The following is a 23,434-nucleotide window of genomic DNA, read 5'->3' on the forward strand; positions in this document are numbered from 1 at the left end:
ATAATTTTTTTAGACAACATCATAGGGGCTCTTATTTTGTTATCTGTATAAAGTGAAATGTCCTACAAACTCACGTGCATCTTTCTCGTCATTCAATTTAAGAACATACCAGTAATCTCCTGAAGGTAGTTCGGCACCATTGTATCTACCATCCCATTTTTGACCGTAGTGGTACTTGGCAATTACACGACCGTATCTGTCGAAGATTGAGAATTCAAGGTTGTTGTAAATGTTTGTACAACCAGGACCCCAAGTATCATAAACACCGTCTCCGTTTGGAGTGAAGTAATTGTCAAGACAAACATCAACATAAGTTGCATCTACTGGTATTGTTGCCGTACATCCGTTTTTATCTCTTACTATCACTATATAAACTCCTGATTTGTAGATTTTATATTTGTTAGAAGAAGTAAACGGCTCTCCGTTGAAACTGTACTCGTAAGCAGGTGCTCCACCGGCAGCAGTTACCGAGATGATGTTCAATTCTGATTTTCCTTCAGTTTTTACAAGCGTTAACTGGTCGTAAGCTTTGATTTCAAAACTTGCAGTTTGATTTTTACATCCATTTGTATGTCTTGCTACGATGTAGTGCGTTCCAGGAGCAATATTGGTAAAGATATTTGCTGCCTGCCAAGGTCCTACATCACTGTCAAGTGAGTAATCAATCTGTGTAAGATCGGTATTACTAGCGTCAACAGTTACGGTTACCATATTCGTTTGTGAGTTGTTCACACAATCGTAATTGGTTTCAGTAGTTGGATCAAGAACAACCGGTAAAGGCATCTTTTCTACAAATTCATTCACACATCCCTGAGCATCCTTAACATAAACAGTATGAACTCCTCCTGAAAGATTAGTAAAATCAAATATAGTTTGCGTTGCCGTACCTTGTGTATACGTTCCGTTTTTATTGTCAAGACTTACACTATATGGTGCAGTACCTCCTTTAATTTCGATACTGAATGCTCCATCTTTATCCCCTTTACAAACTTCCGGAATCATAGAGTTTGGAAGTTCAGTTACGATTAAAGGTTTAGGCTGCGTAATTTCAATCTCGTCAATAACATAACAACCGTTTTCATCCTGAGCTATAACCGTGTATTTACCTGGTGCAAGTTTATCAAAAGTGTTTTTAACATCAAACTGATCTAAATCTGGTGATATTGCATATTTAATAATTCCTGTACCACCATTAGCTGCCACGACAATCTGACCATTATTTTCTCCGAAACAAGAAACATTGGTTGGTGTAAATGTAGCCTGAATAGCTGTAGTAGGTTGTTTAATTTCGATAGAACCTGATGTCGCAGGACAATCACCACTAGCTACTTTTACAACATACGTTCCTATTGGAAGATCTTCGAATCTGCCAGTAGGCTGTGCTGGTCTAACAACGCCACCTGCAGTATTTTCTAAGGTATAGATATAGTTTCCTAAACCACCTTTTCCAGTTGCTACAATAACTCCTGTAGCTTCTCCCATACATTTTACTACTGCATTGGTAACATCTAAGTCAATTACTAATGGCTCTAATGGATCGATTTTAACTTCGTTAGAAATTTTCGCCACACAACCTTTAGCATCTTTTACATAGTATTGGTATTTACCTACCGGTACCGCGAAGGTAACAGAAGTTGCAAATGAACCAATTGTTGCTGCAAAAGTCTGATCGGTACTATATGTATATGGTCCTGAACCTCCTGTTGCACTTAACGTAAGTGTTGATTGTGTATTACAAGTTTGTGTAGTTGCTAACACTAAACTTGGAACTACTTCTGTTGGCTCTGTAATTACAACATTTGCTGATGTTGCAGAACATGTAAATCCGTCAGTAACTGTTATACTGTAAGTTCCTGCAGGTAAGCCTGTGAACACAGGGTTACTTTGTGGTCCTGATGAAATAACCGGATTTACTGACAACATATTCAATGTGTACATATAGTTACTTCCCTGACCACCTGTTGGAGGGTTTACTGTAATTATTCCTGATCTGTCTCCAAAACATGGTAATACTGAAGCAGTTGCTGTTGCAGTAACCACAATTGGATCCGGGTTTTTCAATGATTGTGTTGCTGATGCCGGACATCCTTTACCATCTTTAACATTCACTGTGTAGTTACCCGCAGATAATCCGGTAAAGTTACCGTTTGTATTTTGCGCAATAACTGCTCCGTTTAATACCAATTCATATTGATAGTTAGTATCCCAACCGCCTGTTGCAGTAGCTGAAATTTCTCCATCATTATTACCCGCCACACAAGTGATTTCAGATTTAGTCGTTGTCACTGTTAAAGCAGCAGATGGCTGTCCTATTGAGAATATAGTTGATACTGTACAATAAGGGCTGCCAACTAAGGTAGCGTTTACTGTATACTGACCTGCACGAAGACCTGTTACTGTAACCGGACCTGCATTTGCTGAACGGGTCAACGGTATGTTTACCGGACCTGTAATCGTGTAATCAAATATACCCGCATCATCACTTGGAAGTTTTTGATTGTCAACAAAAGTTAAGTTCACACTTCCATCAGCAGTTCCAAAACAAATTTCAGCTACTACCGGAGTCGCTTTTATTTCGAATGTATTTGGGTTGGCTACATAATGCGCTTCCTCAATTTTACATCCTGTTGCAGGGTTTACAACCGTAATTAAATAATTACCGATTGGCAATCCTGTAAAGATACCCGTAGTGTTGTTAGCTGTAAAAGTGCTTCCTCCAATTCCGGCAATACTGTATGACAATTGTGCCGGTGTACCTCCTGTTGTTGCAACAGTTACGGTAATATCCTGATTGTTTACACAAGTGATATCTTTATTAACTGTTACCGTGATATCGTCTAACTTAATAAAAGGTTTAACATCGATTACTGATGTCGATGATCCAACACATCCTTTATTGTCGAAAACATTTACAGTATAAATTCCTCCTGTAACATCAAATATCGTATAGATGTTTGAAGCACTATTTTGAACTTCAACTCCATTTTTCAGGAATTGATATAGAACATACGTCCCTGATCCTCCAGTTACAGTGTTTACTGTAATCGTAGCGTTAACAGTTGTATTTGTTCCTGTTGTACAACCAAACTGTGTAAATACAGGATCAGCTACTACAATTGGAGCCGGTTCAATTATCTCAACATCTTCTAAATCTTTACAACCTCTTCCGGATGTAACCGTTACAGTATATTGTCCTTTTGGCAATCCTGTGAACACATTTGAAGTTTGATTAGGTCTAAGAACTGGTCCGGCCGTAATACTGTAATAGTAAATTGGGTTATCATTAGCACCTGTTTCATCAATAGTTGCCGTGATCGTTCCATTAGTAAATGTGTTACAAGTAACATCTGTATGTGTCAGGCTAAATCCAGCAATTGGAGTAGCAGGCAAGATCTTAAATTTAACGGTTCTGGTACAACCTGTAGTCAAATCCGTTACCGTAATTTCATGATCTCCAGGACCAATATTTGTATTAAATATTCCTGATGTCTGACCAAAATTACCATTTAAACTATAGCTATAGTTTGCAGGGGTTGCACCTCCGCTAGCTGTCGCTGTAATAACTCCATTGTTTGTCGTACAGCTTGGTAAAGTTGTTACTACAACATCTAAAACCAGAGCCGGTGAAATATTGATTAATGCATTTGTTGTTACTTCACAACCGTTACCGTCTCTTACAGTTACATTATAAGTACCTGAAGCATTCACGGTGAATGTTGGGCTACTTTGGAAACCAGTACCAATACTATACTCGATTGGTGCTATTCCGGTAACTCCGGTAACTGTAAATGTATACGTTCCGTTTAATGGATCCGGACATTGGCTGTATGGCGCCACTGACGGAGTTGTAGGTAATGCATCTTCGATAATCATTTGAGATTTCATTAATGGACATCCGTTAAGATCTTGTACATAAATATCCCAATTTCTGTTTGCACCGTTGTTTGTATCAACAGTAATAACATTATTTGTTCCAAAAACCGTAGGAGCCGCTGACATTGAAACAACTGCAGCATAACGATAAGCAGGAGTACCTCCGGTTGCTGTAATCGTTATTTCAGCCGTTTTATCGTTACAATTTGTATTTGTTGCTGTAGATGTAAAATCTAAAGCCGATGGCTGCTTAATCTCAAAGTTAACAACCTGATCCTGACATCCTGATGTATTGTCTACTACTGTCAATGTATAAATACCTGCAGCTAAACCTGTATAAGTTATAACATCTCCGGTTTTAGTAGCTGTACCAGCAAGTGGTGCTAATGAATAGCTATAATCAGCAGGAGTAATATAACCGCTTACAACAAATGATGCTGTACCCGTACTTCCTCCATTACATAACACATCCGTTAACAACTGAGTAGTCACTTTAATCTTGTCAGATTCTTTAATCACGATCGCTTTAGTCGTACTACAACCATTAGCATCCGTAACTTTAATTTGATAGGTATCCGGTAACAATCCAGGGAAAATACCGGTTGTATTATTAGTAACAGCCGCTGCCGGTGAAACTATTTCGTATTTGTAAGGACCTACACCACCTGTTACTGTATTTACGGTAGCAGTAGAAACTCCTCCGACAGTTTTACAATAAATTGGTGTTGCTGTAATATCCATATCTGTTGGTGGAGTATAAGGATTTACAACAGCATTTCCTGAAACTCTACAACCGTTAGCATCAATTACAACGTAAAACACTGTTTTAGGAGCCGTTATAGAACTTACTTTTAATGTTGAAGCATCTCCAAAAGTAACTCCATTATCAAAACTGTATTTATATGCTGGTGTACCGCTAGTAGCCGTTAAAGTTACTACAGCATCCTGTGGCGCATTAGTTACACTACATCCAAATGGAGTAACCGCAACAGTAGCAGCCAAAAGACCAGGCTCTGTAATGGTAACAACCTCACTAATCACACATTTTTTAGCATCTCTCACGTATACTGTATAAGTACCCTGAGTTAATGTTCCAAAAATATTAGACGTCTGGTAGGTAGTACCATCAATACTATATTCGTATGGAGCAAGTCCGCTACCGGCAGTAATTGTAATGCTTCCGTCGTTTCCTAAGTTACAACTTACATTAAATTTAGTAGTCGAAATAGTAGGCATTACGATAGGATTTACTACTACAGGTTTTGAAACTGATTGACAGTTTTTACTATCTGTAACTCTAAAAGTATAAGTTCCTGGGATATTAGTTGTGTATGGAGATGTCGTTGGTGTAAACGCGGCTCCATTAAATGAAACATCATAGTTCGTATACACAGTAGATCCCTGAGTAGCTGTTAATGTAACAGTTGCCATATTAGGAGCCGCACAAGTTAAATCCTGAAGTACAGCGTCTAATAATAATTTCTGATCTAATTGGTAAACGTACGGAGTAGCTGCGTCACAATTGTTAGCATCTCTTACGTAGAAAGTATAACTACCTGGTGCGTTAAGAACAAAGTCTGGGCTTGTTTTAAATCCATTACCAATACTGTACGTTAATGGACCAACTCCATGACCTACCAAAGTAACGCTTACAGGAGAACCATCGTAACAAACACCCGTAATTGGGTCAATTGTTGGCAGAGGATCTGTCGCAATAGTTAATGGTAACTGAGCAATACATCCGTTTGCATCTTTTACATAGGCAATCCAAACTTTAGACGGATCTAAAACTGCACTTGGACTAGCTTTGTAAGCTGATGCTGCCGGTGCTGTTGGGCTCTCGGCATAAGCGTAAGTATAACCAGGAGTTCCTCCTGAACCTACAACGCTCACTTTTGCACCAAAAGTACAATTCGCATTAACATTAGAAACCAATGTTAATAGTAATGGTGTTGCCGGTTGATTAACATCCACATCTGTTGTGGCAACGCAACCTGTAGCTACATCAACAACATCTATTTTATAGTTACCTACCGCTAAATTGGTAAGTGTAACTTTAGGATTCGTATGTGTTCCTGCAACCGCAACTCCGTTAATAGAATAGGTATAAGTTCCTGCAAAATTACCTACAGTAAACTCAACAGAACCATTAGGTGTTGCTGCTACTTCGTTACAACTTACATCTTTAATTAATTGACCAGAAACTGTAATATTGGTTACCGGTTTTATTGTCAATGATTTTTGGAATGAACATCCATTAGCATCTGTTACTTTGAAAACATAAGTACCTGGCAATAAACCATTGAAAACATTTACAGTACCGTTATCTACTGCACTTGCAGTTGGCGAAACGATTTCATATTTCGAAATCGCATATCCACCCGCTACAGTAACTGTAATACTTGTTGCAGGAGCGTTACAAGTAATTGCAGCACCCGCAAAGTTTAAGTCTGTAATTTTTTGGTATGGATTAACCGTTACTGTATTATCAAACAAACATCCGTTAGCATCTTTTACATAATAGTGAATCGCTTGTACTGCACCATTATCTATTACGGTTAGGGTATTAGCGTCATAATAGTTAGCAGAACCATCAAAATTGTATTTGTAAGGTGCTGTTCCTGTACCTGCTGTAACATTTACAGTTACAACAGCTGGCTGTGCAACATTACTTGCATTACAAGCATAGTCTGTAACAGCTGCAGTGGCAGCTAATATAAGTGGCTGACTTACTGTAAACGGTTTAGATGCTGAACATCCTCTGCCTGAAAACACTGTAATTGTATAAGTGTCCGCAGGAAGATTTGAGAATACATTATCTGTTTGTACCATTCCTACCGGAACAGGCAAAATAGAATAGGTATAAACCGGGTTATCGCTTCCGGCAGCTAAGTTTACGGTAATAGTTCCGTTACGTGAGCCATTACAAGTAGCATTCGTTACTACAGCATCAAAATCTACCGGTGTTGGTGCAGAAAGCTCAACCGGAGCTGTTGCAGTACATAGCGTATTTGTATCTGTAATTGTTATAGTGTAAGTTCCGGCAGGAACTCCTGAAATAACATTCCCAACAACAGTTCCAACAGGAGGCGCAATACTATAAGTAAATGGTCCTGCACCACCAATTGGTGTTAATGTTATAACTCCGTCATTGTTTGCACAAGTTGGCAATGTTGTTATCACCGGTGTTACACCCAGTGGTTTATCAATCGTAATTGTTTTAGTATCAATACATCCGTTTGCATCTTTAATACTAATTGTATTTAATCCTGAATTAAGAGCTGTTACGTCATATGGTACAGCCGTTGTAAGTGAAACAGCTGCATATACTCCATTGTTTACACTAATAGCATAAGGCGAAATTCCTGCTGTAGTAAGAGAAACTCTAACCACATAAGCTCCTTCAGCCACACATTTATTGACAACTGCTAATGCAATAACCGGACTAGGATCCAGGCTAATTGTTGTATTAACTCTGTCTATACATCCTTTAGCATCTCTAACAACAATATCCCAATTTTGTCTTGTTGTATAATCTAAAACCAAAACATTATTAGTTCCGAAAGTTGTTGGTGTAAATCCAGGAGCTCCGGCTGCGTACTCATAAGGTCCTGTACCTCCGGTAGTAGTCAACGTAACTTGTGCACCAACATTACAAGTAGCATTTACAACTTTTGTAATTGTTGTTTTAAGCGGTTGAACCGGTTGTGATACTGTAAAACTAAATGTATTAGAACAAAGTGTTCCTCCTGCCTCAGTAACTCTCAAAACATAATTTCCGGCTTTCAATGTTGAAATAGTACCAGAAACAGGACCTCCTAACGGACCAGTTAATGGACCACCAATTGCTGGTGAAACCGGTAATAAAGTTAAAGCATTTAATACTTCATAATTTACTGTAGTAATTGATGGATCAAAATCACGTACAGTGAACGTCAATATTCCTGTTGAAGTACCATTACAAGTAACATCAGTTATAGCTGTTCCTGTAACTTTTATACCTGATGGTGGATTAGGCGTTTTAAATTCTAAAATAGAAATACAATTATTAAAATCTTTTACTTGTAAAAAGTAAGTAGTTCCATGTTTTAAACCTAAGAAAGTATAAGTTGGACTCGTTTGTGCAGGGCTCTCTGTTAAAGGCTGTCCAAAAATAGAGTATTTGTAATCTGGCGTACCACCTGAAGTAGTTACGGTAACATTTACACCTGTAGCACAATTATTTGAATCTGCCACAGCACTCATCGTTAAATAAGGAGGTGTTTCAATTCTTAATTTACCACTTCTGTATTCACATCCATTTGCATCCACAACAGTAATGTAATAATCTCCAAAAGTTAATCCTGCAAAATTATAAACAGGTGTTGGATTTACTGTAGAGGTTTCCGTATAAGTTGCGATTTGTGTAAATGCATTGTCGTACAATCTGTATACATAAGGAGCTGTTCCTCCTGATGTTACATTAATATCAAAACTACCAGGCGTATTTGCATTACATAAAATAGCATTACGTACGATGTTAACAACAATTGGAGCTGGATTAACCAAAGTAATTGTTGCAGGTACCGAAGTACATCCTTTAGCATCTTTTACTACATAAGTATACGTTCCGGAAGCTAATCCTCCAAAAACCTTTGTAGTTACAAAAGTAGTACCTCCATCAATACTGTACGTAAATGGAGAAACTCCGGCTGTAGCTGTCAATGTTACAGAACCATCTGTATAACCGTTACAGGTAGGATCAACTTTTGCAGCAGTTCCTGTTACTGTTTGTGGTGATGTTACTACAACTTTGTTAGTTATTTTTGTACATCCGCTAGCATCTGTTACCTGGAAATAATAATCTCCGGCAGTATTTGTTGTAAATGTATTTCCTGTCAAATCAGGAGATGTTCCAAAAGTCACTCCATCCGTAGAAACTAAATAAGTGTAAGGCGCTAAACCTCCGCCAGCATTAACTGTAATTGTTGCATTAACAGGAGCAGCACAAGTAATGTCTTTCACTAAAACTGCACTGGCTGTTAAAACAGAATTTACTGTTATTGTTACTGTATCTGTACAGTTATTAGCATCTTTTACGGTAATCACATAAGTACCCGGTGACGTCACTGTAAAAGTATCCGCCGGAGATGGTGCAACACCACTGCTAATAGAGTACGTTAAAGGAGCAATACCTCCTGTTCCCACAGCTTTGATAATAAATGAAGTTCCTGTAGACGTACATTGGTTTGTAACCGAAGCCGTAACATCCGGAACTGCATCTGTCGTAATTGCTGCGTCTAATTTAATCACACAACCATTTGCATCTTTTACCCAAACGTCCCAATCCGGAATAGCCGGATCAAGGTTTGCTGAATTACTTGATTTATAATCTGTTGATACAGGTGCTACATTGTTCTGTACAAATGCATAAGAATATGCTGTTGTTCCTCCGGTAGCAGTAACTGTTACTGTTGCTTTTGGAACATGGCAATTAGCATTTACAATTGCAAGTGTTGCGCCTAATGGATTTAATGGCTCAGTAATAGTAACTGATTTGTCTGCCTTACAATTTGTCGTATTATCTGTTACTTCAAGCTTATAAGTACCCGCAACTAATCCGTTTAAGGTAATTACATCTCCAACTGTTACAGTTGTATAAGGTAATCCCGCAGGAGTAGAAGTTACTGCTACTGCATAATTTCCTGTAGCGCTAAATCCTGAAATAGAGAATCTTGCAGAACCTGTATTTCCTCCTTTACATAAAACATCGCTTAATTTAGATTCAGCAACTGCAATTGGAGTTAATGGAAGTACAGTATAAGACTGAATAGCAAAACATCCGTTTGCATCTGTTACTTTAAAAGTATAGGTATCTGCAGTTAATCCTGTAAATACTCCAGTTGTAGCACCCGTTACATTTGAAGTAGCAGAAGCCGGTGCTGTAATAACATAAGCTAAAGCTCCTACTCCATTTGTAGTAGTCACTGTTACAGTACTTGTAGTACTTGTAGATGGTGAACATAAAATTGCACTACCTGATATTGAAACAATAACAGGAGGGTCCAGTTTTTTAATTGTAATTTGTTGAACCGCAGTAGTACATCCTTTAGCATCTTTAACAGAATAGCTAATGATTTGATCTCCTCCGTTATCGTTTACTGTTAATGTATTTGTACCAGTATAGCCACTTCCGTTAAAACTATACGTATAAGGAGCTGTACCGTTTGTTCCTGTAATCGTAACAGTAGCTGATTGTTTAGTATTTGTAACACTACAAGTAAAATTAGTAGCAGTAGCGCTGGCAGTTAATTTTGTAGGCTCGCCTATTGTAACATTAACATTTCCAATACATCCTTTACTGTCTTTTACATAGAATGTATAGTTACCCGCAGCCAGATTTTCAAATAATGAAGCTGCAACATAAGTCACATTATCATCACTATACGTATATCCGCCTGAACCACCAGCTCCCGTCAATTGTACCGTTCCTGTATTAGAACCGTTACATGAAGCATCCACTTTTACAGCAGTTACTGTAGGAGCAGTAATAGGAGCTACTGTAGTAAAGGTTGTAACATCACATCCATTTGCATCTTTAATGGCAAATGTATAAGTATCAGCGTTAGCCGGAGTAACACTTATTGTAAACGATGTTCCGGTAACATTCACAACTCCGCCAGGAGTTCCTGTACCCTTCGTTACAGTATAGGTATATGGAGTTTTTCCTCCGCTAATATCTACTTTAATTGTTGCGTTTGGAGTTGCACTACAATCCAATTCTTTAGTAACCTCTGCTAAGGCACCAACTTTAGGATAAACTACTACAGGAACTGCAGCAGCTGTTGTACATCCATTTTTGTCTTTTACCGTCACCGTATAAGATCCTGCGCTTACGGTAAAAGTATTGCTTGTCTGGAAATTAGTTCCATCAATACTATACGTTAAAGGTACCAGTCCGGTAGCTGTAGCTGTAATTGTAAAACTTGAAACTGATCCTGTCTGACATTGATTGTCAACAACCACGCCTGTAATTACAGGTTTAGCATCAATATCAATTTTTATAGGGAAATTATCCAAACAACCATTTGCATCTTTTATATAAACTATCCAGTTTATTACTGTTCCGTTAACGGTATTAGCCGTTAAAACATTATTTGAACCATAAACAGTCGGTACCGGGCCACCTTGTCTTTCTATTGCATAGGTATAATTTGGTGTACCACCAGTTCCGGTTGCTGTTACTTCAGCAGTAAATTTGTTGCAATTTACTGTAGTTGCCACAGCAGTAACATCAACAGCTGCCGCTGACTGTGTTAAAGTTACGGTATAAGAAGACTGACATTTTGTTAATCTGTCTGTAGCTGTAATGGTATACGCACCTACAGGCTGAGCAGTAGGAACTGCAACAGTAGTTGTAGCCGCACTTATACCAGTAGCTTGCTGGATGATTGTATTGGCAGCGTTTTTAATAACATAATCATATCCGTTTGCCTTAGCACCATTAACTGTAAATTCAATCGTACCTGTAGCACCAAAACATTGAATATTTGCAAGTATCGATCCACCGGTAATGATGTCTGAAGTTGCTTTGATCGTATGTCCTTTTGTGAATGAACAATTGGTATTCGTATCAGTGGCCTGGAAGATATAATCTCCCGGAGTCAATGATGTAAAGTTTCCAGTTGTATTTGTTGCAGGATTAAAGCCAGCCGGACCAGAAATGATCTGATAGATAATATTTGCTGTACTTCCTGTTTTTACCGCTGTCAAAGTTACACGTCCACCAGCCGGAACTGTTGAACAATCATATCCACTATCAACAATAGTGATATCAGTAATTGGTTCTAAAGCACCAATTGTAATTGATAATGGACCAAATTGACAATTATTCGCATCTCTCACATATGCCGTAACTGTTCCGGCAGCTGTTGTTGAGTACGTATTTGTTGTTGTAAAGTTTGCAGTTCCGTTGAAGCTGTAAGTATAAGTACCTGTTCCTCCGGAACCTGTAACTGTAACTACCGCCGGTACTGTGCTTGGCGTACCACATTTAATAATAGTAGCTCCAATAGTTCCTGACACAGCAGTTGGTTGCGTTAATGTAATATTTCCAACAGCAGACGTACATCCTTTACTATCTCTTACCTGATAAGGGTAACTAACATTTGGACTTAAATTAGAATACAATGAAGTTGTTGACCAACCTAAATTGTTAAAGTTGTATTCATATCCGCCTGAACCTCCTGCTCCAACTAACTGTACACTACCATTTGTAAGACCATTACAAGTAATTTGTGTTGGGTTAGCACTAACTGTTGGGTTTGTAATTGGGCTAATAGTAGCATCAATATAAGCTTTACAACCTTTAGAATCTGTAATTTCAAAAGTATAAAGTCCTGCTGTTGTTGCTGGGTAATTAAAGGTATTACCTGCAACGTTTACACTGGCTCCATAAGTACCTGCATCTTTTTTAACTTTATAAGTATATGCCGCAACTCCATCTGTAATATCAACTTTAATCGTTGCATTTGGAGTTGTACAATCTAATGTTTTTGTAATCGAAGCTGCCGCTTTTAATTGCGGAGCAACTACAATTCCGTTTATGGTAACCGGACAATTATTACTGTCGGTAACCGTAATAGTATGTGTTCCCGCTCCAACGTTTGTAAATGTATTACTACTTTGGCCAGGCGCACCATTTAAACTATAAGTTATCGCTCCTGTACCCGTAGCCGTAACAACAAGAGTTGCTCCTTTGGTCGCAGTAACACAATAATCAGTAGTAGCCGCTAAGGTTGCTGTTGGCAGTGTTGGTGCAACAACATTAACCTGTGCAGATGCGCTTGAAGAACATGCATATGCATCACGGGTTACAACTGTATATGTACCGGTAGGAACATTTGTAAATACACCAGAATTCTGGAATGCAGTTATTACTGTAATACCATTTGCCGCTCTTAATTCATACTGATATGCTGGTGTTCCACCTCCGGCAACAGCCGTAATAGTAGCACCATCTGTACAAGTAGCCGTTTTTGTAACACTTGCTGTAATCGTTAATGCAGCAGGAGTACCAATTGGCTGAGTGAATGGGAAACTACAGCTTGCCGCTTTATCATCGTAACGAATTAAAATATTATACGTTTGACTCGTCAAGTTTTTAACGGTAACCGGCGAAGTTTTAGAATTTACCCAGGTTGCACCATTATCTAAAGAGTAATCAAAACCATAAGTTGTATTAAAGTTTTGAGCTGCTAATGTGATCTCTCCATTACTAGCACCATTACAGGTTACGTCTTTATGACCGTCAATAGAAGCTTTAAAAGCTTTATCTGTTCCAATAACAATTGGGAAATCTTTCTCAGCGCCACAAACCTCCGGAATCTGACGTACCCAAATATCATCAACGGCTAAATCATTACCATCAATGACCTGACTGTAGGATAAGATAACGAAGTCCAGAGAAGTATTATTTCCAGGATTTAAGGTTAATATCTGACCACTTCCAAGATCAGTTGTATTATGCCATTTCTCATCTCTCGGAATAGTTTGTGTATCCTTTGATGCTCCCGGTATAGGAACCCCATTTTTCTGAAGTTGTATCGTTAATCTTGGAGAAGGTTTATTGTTACTTGCACTTAATAAATTAAGCATGTAAAGAGATACCTGTATGTCCTGATTTGGAATAACATCATTGATCGTTTTTTTGTATAAAACACCTCCTGGTGGTACCACACCTCCAACATTAACGGCTAAAAATCTACCGTCTTTTATTAGTGGTGTATTATTAATAACCGCTGTATTATCTTTAGGTAAATTCCAACCGAAATCATTAAGGTGTCTTGGTAATAAAGCCTGAGTCACTACGTACTCTCCATCATTAAGTAAAACTGAACCGTTACAATCTGCTACAGCATCTTGTTTTTCCCAACAATAGTTAGGGTGAATACCCGGAGTAGTTGTATCCGGTCCTCTACCAAAATCTTCTCTTAACAAGTTACTGTAAGTAGGTACCGTAGTAACTTTATATTTAACCTTTATAGTATGAGTTCCTGACGGAACATTTGTAAATACATTATTAGTAATTGGCGTATTAGGTGTTCCGTTAATATAATACTCATAAGTATAATTATTTGACGGATTTGTAACCGTAACCGTAGTTGATGCCATACCATTACATCCAAAAACAGGATCAGCAACAGTGATTGTTGGATCGACAGGTTTAGGATCTAAAGTAACCTGATAAGGAATTTCGAAAATACAGCCTAAAGCGTCTTTAACCTGTAAAATAAAACTACCCGGCATAACGTCTTTTTCATTCGATGCCTGCCATGTAACACCACCATCAAAACTAAATTGATAAGCAGGTGTTCCACCTTGAACGTTATTGATACGCAATTTACCTCCCTGGTTTGAACCACTACCGTCAGGTAATGTACATCCGGCCAAAGCGGCAACTCCGGCAGAAGCTGAAATAGCAGAAGTTGGCCCAGTAATCGTTATCTTTTGTACAGGATCTGTACAATATACGATTGGCGTTCCTATACCATATCTTACAACTACATCATAAGTTCCCGGTTGTAAATTAGAAAAAATAGGATTTGACTGAAAAGTAAGACCACCATTGATGCTATACCCCATTGTGTACCCGTTTGCTCCAGCTGTAAGTTTTACTTCTATCTGAGAGCTCGCGTCATAACAATTACTATTGGTATGATCAATAGTGTAAGCAGGTTTTGTATTGTCAGGAACTGTAATGGTTCTTGTTATTGTACAGTTGTTTTTATCTACAATTTTAATAGTATAAAGTCCCGGAGCTGTTACCACAAACTCGTTACTGGTTTGAAAAACAGTATCGCTATTTATAAAATAATTATAAGGTGAATTACCTCCTTCTGTTGTGATTCTAATTTTTCCATCACTACATGCCGTCAAAGGTTCTACTAAAGCAACTGTCGCTTTATACTCATTCCAAACCTTACCTACGTATATGTACTTCGTATCTTTACAACCATCATCTGTAGTAATCTCTACAACATAATTCTGGTCTGTATTTAAATTATCAAAAGTATATTCAGAATCTGGTACAGGTCCAACACTTGATAATAAAGTTCCATTATTATAAAGTTTATAATAATATTGTGCATTAGCGTCATTTACTGCTACTCTAATTTTACCTTTCTCACCATAACACAATGGTTGTGTTACATCCTGCACTACATTAAAGTTTCTTTGTCTGATTTGGATATTCGGAACTGTAAAAATACAAGTGTTTCCTGTTACACCAGCCAATCTGATATAAACGGTATAGAAACCTGCAGTAGTAACATTAAATACATTGCTAGCCTGGTAAGTTGTACCATTAATACTGTACTCATATCCGGCAGGAACACCTCCTACTGTAATGGTACCAGCTTTACCACAAATAATATCTGTATGTTTCTCTGTAGGACTTAATGAATTGGTGAAAACATTAAAGTAAAAACGGTTAAAACAACCACCGGCATAATTTAATGTTAATCGGTATTGCCCGGCAATTTTAGCCAGATAATTTGGTCCCGTTGCAACTTGTACCCAAGTACAAGAAGTTCCTTCATTAGCACAATTTGCACTACTTGGAGCCGTACAGCTTGTTTCATCCAATTTCTCCCAAACAAGAGTAGAACCATCTGAGATGTGAGTCTCAATTAGTCTGGAATCATTTGCACCACATAAGAAAAGGTTAGGTAATTCTTTTCCGTTATTTGGGCAAATTAAAACCTCTCCTTTATAAGGGGCTTTTGCATAAGGTAGTACAGGATTTGTATTTGTAGCACCAAATCTGGTTACTGTAATAGCCTGATAAATTGATCTACAAGGTGCCGCAGCCAAATTGTATACATAATAAGTACCAGGATCCTTAACCGTAAGTGTTTGTCCTGTTCCTATTTGTTTTGTACGCGCTTCGTCACTATACCAGGTATAACTTGTATATCCGTTTGCAGCAACTAAATCTACAGTGTCTTTACATAAAGTAACATTTGCTGTGTATTTACAACCGTCAACACCTACTAAAAAGTTAGTCGCTTTTGGAGTTAATATACATCCTGTATTTGTATTAACACTTGGATCATCTGAAATTTGAAAATCCGGATTTAAAGTTCCTTTATAAGTAGCATATGCTGAGTTATCGATACTATTAGAACATGCTTCACTTAATGAATTACAATCCGGAACAACTTTAACTTTAAAGCTTATCACTTTCTCTGTTAAAGTATTGGCTTTAACAATAGATTCGTCTACTTTAAAAACAATGCTTCTGGTTGCAGGATCATAACTTTGCACCGTTACGCCAGTTGGCAGCGGGTTTAAATCTGCAGGATAATTAAATATAATATTGATTGGCAACTGATCTCTAATGGTTAAAGATTTTGCATCATCATTACCTGAGTTTCTAATACCAATTTCATAATTTAATTGTTGCCCCAATACTACATTTTGGCCCCCAATATCCGTTCCTGCCGAATTTTTAACAATTTTCGTCAGTACAATATGAGGTTCGATAATATCTACCGCAAATGCATTAAAATAATAAAAATAAACGTCTTGAGTACTTCCTAACCTAATATTTGCCGAAGTCTCATTATTGTCAATAATAATACCACCGGGTTTCAAAAGAGTTCCGGGATTATTAATATTCAAAATACCCGCATCATACCCGAGCGTATTGGTACTGGCAGGATTTCGGTTTAGGAAATCCTCTGTTTTATCTGTAGCCGGATCAACATATGTTACACTACTATTAAAGAAGTTATTTGAGGCTCTAATAGAGGTATTTGCGGCGTTTGTAGCGCTAATTGGAATTCCATTAATTTGCAGATAATCTCCTGCAATCGGCTGATCACCCTCTAAAGCAGCGAAAGCAAATTTTACACGTACCGGACCTTTAGGAATAGTCTTGAACCCGGAAACAGGAATATCTAAAGTAGTTGCCCCTCCAATTCCGCTAAAACCGTCAAATGACGTAATATATTTCGCCGGCAAAGTTGGGTCTTCATAAACGATAAAAATAGACCAACCTGCTGATAAACCTGTTCCTCCGTTAGAACCTTCACTAGACTTAACATTTGCAACGGTATACAAACCCTGAGCATTAGCCTGTCCGGTAACTAAAGAAGTAATATCTGCATAACAGGCATATGCCTTATTATTGTCACTACCAATTGGTGCTGCATTAGCATCATATACGATTTGACCTGTAATATCATTATAACCACCAGTTGGTAATTTAAGCTTTACTTTTTCAATACCTGTACGGTCATTTTGCTGTAGAATAGCCCCCCAATACAAACCTGCATAAACAATTTTATAACAAGCCGGCTTTGGTACCGTTAAAGTTGCACTACTCGAACTGAAAGTAGTGTTATCATTATCGATATCAATATATTCCATACTGAAATCAGAATTGTATCCAGAATTATGATAAGCATCTTCCGGATCTCTGTTATTGGTATTTCTATTTAGAATATTATTACCAATAAGCAACATGTCTCCTTTTAGCCTCTTGTCAAATCTTGGCGTAAATGGCTTAAGATTCTGAGAAATTACAAAGTAGCTTTGAAAGAAAATCAAAGCAAATAAAATCAATCTTAGGTTAGTAGGTTTTTTCATAGTCTTCATTTTGTTTTTGCTTCTCTTTTTATTTTTTAAGGGGCGTTAAAAAATAAAGCAAAGCATTCTGAAACGTTTATTATAGATGTCCTTCTTGAAAAAATCAAGAAGGACGGGGCTATATTCTCAATAATTATATTAATTCTCCACTTTAACAATTGCCATTTTCCCGTTGTATGGCTTAGATCCTTTTGCTTCCAGTGCTTTTGTAGCTTCTGACAAACCGTCAAATTTCTCGTAATAGATGTAGTACTTACTAGTCGTTACATTGTAAAAGAAATTAACGTCTGTGCGTCCTGCTGCAACTGCTTTCGCCAGGAACTGATCACGCTTTTCGACACTGTTGTGAACGGCAATAATCATGTAATATCCACCATCAGCATTTTTAATATTTTTAATAATCTGCATGTTTGACTGGTCTTCACCAAAATCAAAATCGCTTGCTGTTAAAGGTGTACTGCTTAATTTGGTTGTTTCCTTAATACGTTTAAGAGCGGCAACATCCTGTGCATATCGACCCTGATCATTCTCATAAGCCGCACGCTTAATTCTACGTTTTTTCTCGATTTCAGTCTCGGCTTTAATACGTTCCAAATTAGAAAGTAATGTAGCACTATCCTGTTCCATTTTTAATTGTGCTGCTTTTAACTCATTTATCTTTTCAAGATAAGCTTTGTTCAAAGCATCATTTTTGTTCGGAACTTTTTTAAGCCTATCATTGTATAAATTAGTCAACTTCTCGATTTCATCTTTCTGTGCTTTATTCACTTCAGCAAGTTGAGATTTTAAAGCTTCTAACTGGCTGTTTTCAGCCGCTACACTTTTGAATGGTTTTGGTTCTTTATAGATTCCTTTTTCACTTAAATCATTCTCTTCTCTTAAGTCATTTAAGTCTCTTTGTTTGCTCGCTACTGTTGAGTTAAACTGAGACAATAAATCCTTTTGTATTTTACTCGCACTTTCAATAGACTGAGATAAATTATCGATCGCTTTTGCTGTATCATCTTTTGGAGCTGACGCTGCTTTTGCTAATGCATCTGCAGCAAGTTTAGCCTGAAGTGCTTCGGCATCGGCTTTCGCTTTGGCATCGGCAAGTAATTTTGCTTCACGTGCCTCTTCTGCTGCTCTTAGTTGTCTAGTTTCTTCCTCCGCTTTTAATCGCTCTGTCGCTTCCGCATCCGCTTTGGCTTTTTGATCAGCCAGTAGCTTCGCTTGTGCAGCTTCCATATCCGCTTTTGCCTTAGCATCGGCAGCTAGTTTTGCTTGTAAAGCTTCTGCATCGGCTTTCGCTTTGGCATCAGCAGCTAGTTTTGCCTGAAGGGCCTGAGCATCGGCTTTCGCTTTAGCATCGGCAGCTAATTTTGCTTGTAAAGCTTCTGCGTCAGCTTTCGCTTTGGCATCGGCGGCTTGTTTTGCCTGTAAAGCTTCTGCATCGGCTTTTGCTTTGGCATCAGCAGCTAATTTTGCCTGAAGGGCCTGAGCATCTGCTTTTGCTTTAGCATCGGCAGCTAATTTCGCCTGTAAAGCTTCTGCATCCGCTTTGGCTTTAGCATCAGCAGCTAATTTCGCCTGAAGAGCTTCTGCGTCGGCTTTGGCTTTTGCATCAGCGGCTTGTTTTGCCTGTAAAGCTTCTGCATCAGCTTTGGCTTTGGCATCGGCAGCTAACTTCGCCTGAAGCGCTTGAGCATCCGCTTTTGCTTTAGCATCAGCAGCTTGTTTTGCCTGTAAGGCTTCTGCATCCGCTTTCGCTTTGGCATCGGCAGCCAATTTGGCCAAACGTGCTTCTTCAGCTTCCTGTAATTGTTTCGCTTCGGCATCGGCTTTGGCTTTAGCTGTTGCTTCAGCATCGGCTTTTACTCTCGCATCAGCAATTAATTTTGCCTGTAAAGCTTCCATGTCGGCTTTCGCTTTGGCATCAGCAGCTAACTTCGCCTGAAGGGCTTCTGCATCCGCTTTTGCCTTAGCATCAGCAGCTAGTTTTGCTTGTAAAGCTTCTGCGTCAGCTTTCGCTTTGGCATCGGCAGCTAACTTCGCTTGAAGGGCTTGAGCGTCGGCTTTTGCCTTAGCATCAGCAGCTAATTTTGCTTGTAAAGCTTCTGCATCGGCTTTCGCTTTGGCATCAGCAGCTAACTTCGCCTGAAGGGCCTGAGCGTCAGCTTTTGCCTTAGCATCAGCAGCTAATTTTGCTTGTAAAGCTTCTGCATCAGCTTTCGCTTTGGCATCAGCAGCTAGTTTTGCTTGTAAGGCTTCTGCGTCGGCTTTTGCTTTGGCATCAGCAGCTAACTTCGCCTGAAGGGCTTCTGCATCGGCTTTTGCTTTGGCATCGGCAGCTAATTTTGCTTGTAAAGCTTCTGCGTCAGCTTTCGCTTTAGCATCGGCAGCTAGTTTTGCTTGTAGAGCTTCTGCGTCAGCTTTTGCTTTAGCATCGGCAGCTAGTTTTGCCTGTAAGGCTTCTGCATCGGCTTTCGCTTTGGCATCAGCAGCAATTCTCGCTTGTCTCGCTTCTTCATCGGCTTTCGCTTTGGCATCAACCGCTTGTTTCTCTTTTAAAGCAGCTTCTTCAGCAGCTTTCGCTTTGGCATCAGCAGCTAGTTTCGCTTTATTAGCAGCGTCTATACTTACTTTTGTTTTGGCAGCAGCAGCAGCGGCAGCTTTGGCTTCAGCAGCCAATCTTGCCTGAAGTGCATCTGAATCCGCCTTAGCTTTAGCATCTGCAGCTAAAATAGATTGTAGATCTGCAGCTTCTGCTTTCGCTTTGGCATCGGCTTTACGTTTCGCTTCTGCAGCATCAGCTTTCGCTTTGGCATCAGCAGCCAGTTTTATTTTTAGAGCTTCAGCATCCGCTTTTACTTTATCTGCAGCTAATTTAGCTTTCGCAGCAGCTTCGGCATCGGCTTTGACTTTATCAGCCGCTAATTCTGCTTGTGTTTTTTGTGGTACCGGTTTATTGGCAGCAGCTGTTTTTGCTTTTGCAGCTTCTGCATCGGCTTTCGCTTTAGCATCTGCAGCTAATTTCAACTTCATTGCCTCAGCATCGGCTTTGGCCTTATCAGCCGCTAATTGCGCCTGTGTTTTTTGCGGTGTCGGTCTATTGGCAGCAGCAGTTGCTCTTGCAGCAGCGGCAGCATCGGCTTTCGCTTTAGCATCGGCAGCTAATCTAATCCTCAATGCTTCTGCATCGGCTTTCGCTTTATCAGCAGCCAATTGTGCTTGTGTTTTTTGCGGTGCCGGTTTATTGGCAGCAGCAGTTGCTTTTGCAGCAGCGGCAGCATCAGCTTTCGCTTTAGCATCGGCAGCTAGTTTAATTTTCAATGCTTCTGCATCCGCTTTGGCTTTAGTATCTGCCAATAATTTTGCTTTTGCAGCAGCTTCGGCATCAGCTTTTACTTTCTCTGCAGCAGCCAGTCTCACTTTTAGTGCTTCCGCATCCGCTTTTGCTTTAGCTTCGGCAGCTAATTGTGCTTTTGCGGCTCCGTCTACTCTGGTTACCGGAGCAGTCGTTGGTTTAGCCATTACAGGTTTTGATTTTGCAGGTTCTAATAAAGCCCCTTCTTCGTCATCACCATAGTAATAGTTTTTATTTTTAAATTTATAGGCTATCGAAAACTCATGAGAACCTCCCATATTGGTGAAATTCCCCATGCCTTTTTCATAATTGTATTCCAATGCAATACTAGGCGAAATATTAAATCCAAGACCCGCAGAAATACCATATAAAGTATTGTATCCGGCTTGTGCCCAAACTCCCTTTGGAATTGCAATCATAGCAAGTCCTGAGATTACTGTTTTGTCTTTTTTAACTTCTGTTTTTAAAATTCCTGAAAATTTACTTCTGTCAAAAAAACCATAACTGTCAATATAACCGGTATACATTGCATGCAATTCAATCGCTCTTTCCGGATCCTCTTTTACGATACCCGATCCAAAATTGTAAAGAATCAAATTGTTTACAGATACTCCAAAATCAAGAAAAGCGGTTCCGTAATTCACCCCTGGATTAATCGCCAATAAAGTGTTAGATGGATAATCTCCATTTAAAATATTCGGATCATCTGAGATGATTTTTCCTGTGTTTAAACTGCTTTGGTAAACACCAACGTTCATACCAAAGGTTAAGTTACTGTCCTGCTCTAAAACGATGTTATGTGCAAAGTTTCCAATTCCTCCAAAGACAGTCATTATACCATAATTTTGCTGAAAAAGACCAAAAGCAAAAGCTTCATTCTCTCTAAAACGACCGGAATAATTGGCTAAATAAGTGTTTGGAGCATTTTCAAACTGCACCCATTGTCTTTTATTATAAAAACTGGCATACGCATTTGTTTCACGAACAAAGCTGAAGGCAGGGTTAATTAAGTATCTGTTGAACTTTAAAGAATTTCTGATGGGTAACGAAAACGAAACAACTCCACCCTCAGAAGTAGCCTGAGAATAGAGTGTATTTGAAAAACCGTAAAATAAACTTATGAATAGTAAAATTTTCTTCATATTATCTTATTACAGTTATTGATCCTTTTTTTTCACCTGTGTCCGATTGAATGACATAGTAATATACTGGATTAACATTTTTAAAATCTTTTATAAAAGAGTTGGCTTGCGGATCATAATTACTGCCTAAACCATCAAACATAATTTCGCCGTTAGCACTCAGTATTATTATTTTGGTTTGGGCTGTTTTATAAACGTCAGGAATATTCCAATAAGGATTCTGAAGACTAACCACATTAGGAATCACTGTTGCGGGAGCCGATGGCCCTGTCACTTTAAAGTTAAGCTCCTTAGAAGAAATACAGCCCGTTGCCTGAGAAATTTTAACCGTATAATTTCCCGGAACCGTAACCCCATAAGTATTTGATGTTGCTCCGTTAATTGCGTTTCCATTTAGCAACCATACAAAAGAAGGATTTGTAGCATCTGTTGTAACAGAAACATTTAACGTTTCACCCTCATTTATCGCAGTAGTTTCTGCAACGTCTATACTAGCCGTAAAACCACTATTTTTCAGATCAATTGATCCTGTTGCTTTACACCCGCCAAAATCAACATCTACTGTATAAACTCCTGATACATTTGCATTAATACTACGGGTAGTTGCACCCGAAATTACTGCACCATCTTTCTTCCATACATAGCTATTTCCGGATGTAGCGGTTAAAACAGTCCCTGTTCCACTCTCACAGAATGGGTTTCCTAAACTCGAACTAATTGTTGCTGATCCTCCTCCTGAACCAGAAGTTGACACCGTAACACGATTTGAACTAAAGTTTGCATCTGAACAGAAACCATAATCAATCTCTGCAAAATATTTACCCGGAGCGTTTACCACCAATTCTTTAGAACTTTGTCCAGGAATTACGACATCGTCTTTGTACCATTTGTACTTTAAATTTGAATAATTAGCTGGTGAAGAAGCCTGATCTGAAGGTGTTGGATTATAAACAGAAAGAGAGATACTACCTCCTGAACAAATCATTGCTGTTGGTTGTTTATCATTAATGTAAAACGAACTCACATAAGTACTGTAATAAACAGCAAAGGTTGTATTTCCGATAGCATTCTTTACCCTCGGACTATAGACTACCGGCGTAGTATTCAAACTTTTAATACGCAGGCTGTACAAATCTGATCCTTTTAGATTCGTAGGAACAGCAAACTTAATGGTTTGTTGTTTTAATACAGCATCGTCTGTAAATGAAATTGTTGTAGTAGCAGTTGGAGTCGTAAAACTTCCAGTTTCATCTGAAAGCTCAACGGCAAAAGTTGTTCCAGCCGGAAAATCTACATAGCTGAAAGTTGCAAAATACTCATTAAACACAACACCATTGACAACAAGACCAGCGCAGATTTTCTCGAATGGAAGCTGCTGTGGTCCTATCACTGGTGTTTGTGCATATGAATTTAATCTAGTAAAAAAGACAATACTAAATAA

Annotated in this window: 3 protein-coding genes; all 3 read right to left on the reverse strand. The window is 38.7% G+C overall.

Features of this window, described 5'->3' with window-relative positions:
• Nucleotides 1–39: 39 nt before the first annotated feature.
• The 3 genes from OLM61_RS07645 to sprC all read right to left on the reverse strand — a co-directional run bounded on the left by OLM61_RS07645 (nucleotide 40) and on the right by sprC (nucleotide 23,383).
• Complete coding sequence (locus OLM61_RS07645; protein ID WP_264525793.1) at nucleotides 40–17,505, reverse strand: T9SS type B sorting domain-containing protein; 17,466 nt, start codon at nucleotides 17,503–17,505, stop codon at nucleotides 40–42.
• Nucleotides 17,506–17,643: 138 nt separating this feature from the next.
• Nucleotides 17,644–21,993: a type IX secretion system membrane protein PorP/SprF gene (locus OLM61_RS07650; RefSeq protein WP_264525794.1), complete on the reverse strand. Its 4,350-nt coding sequence runs from the start codon at nucleotides 21,991–21,993 to the stop codon at nucleotides 17,644–17,646.
• Nucleotide 21,994: 1 nt separating this feature from the next.
• On the reverse strand, nucleotides 21,995–23,383 hold the full coding sequence (sprC, locus tag OLM61_RS07655; protein ID WP_319800547.1) for a gliding motility protein SprC: 1,389 nt from the start codon (nucleotides 23,381–23,383) through the stop codon (nucleotides 21,995–21,997).
• Nucleotides 23,384–23,434: the final 51 nt, after the last annotated feature.

It is taken from the genome of Flavobacterium sp. N502536, assembly GCF_025947345.1.
Classification (GTDB): Bacteria; Bacteroidota; Bacteroidia; order Flavobacteriales; family Flavobacteriaceae; genus Flavobacterium.

Coding starts and splice junctions, on each gene's coding strand:
- OLM61_RS07650 (WP_264525794.1), bottom strand. CDS start 21,993: ATGAAGAAAATTTTACTATTCATAAGTTTATTTTACGGTTTTTCAAAT.
- OLM61_RS07645 (WP_264525793.1), bottom strand. CDS start 17,505: ATGAAAAAACCTACTAACCTAAGATTGATTTTATTTGCTTTGATTTTC.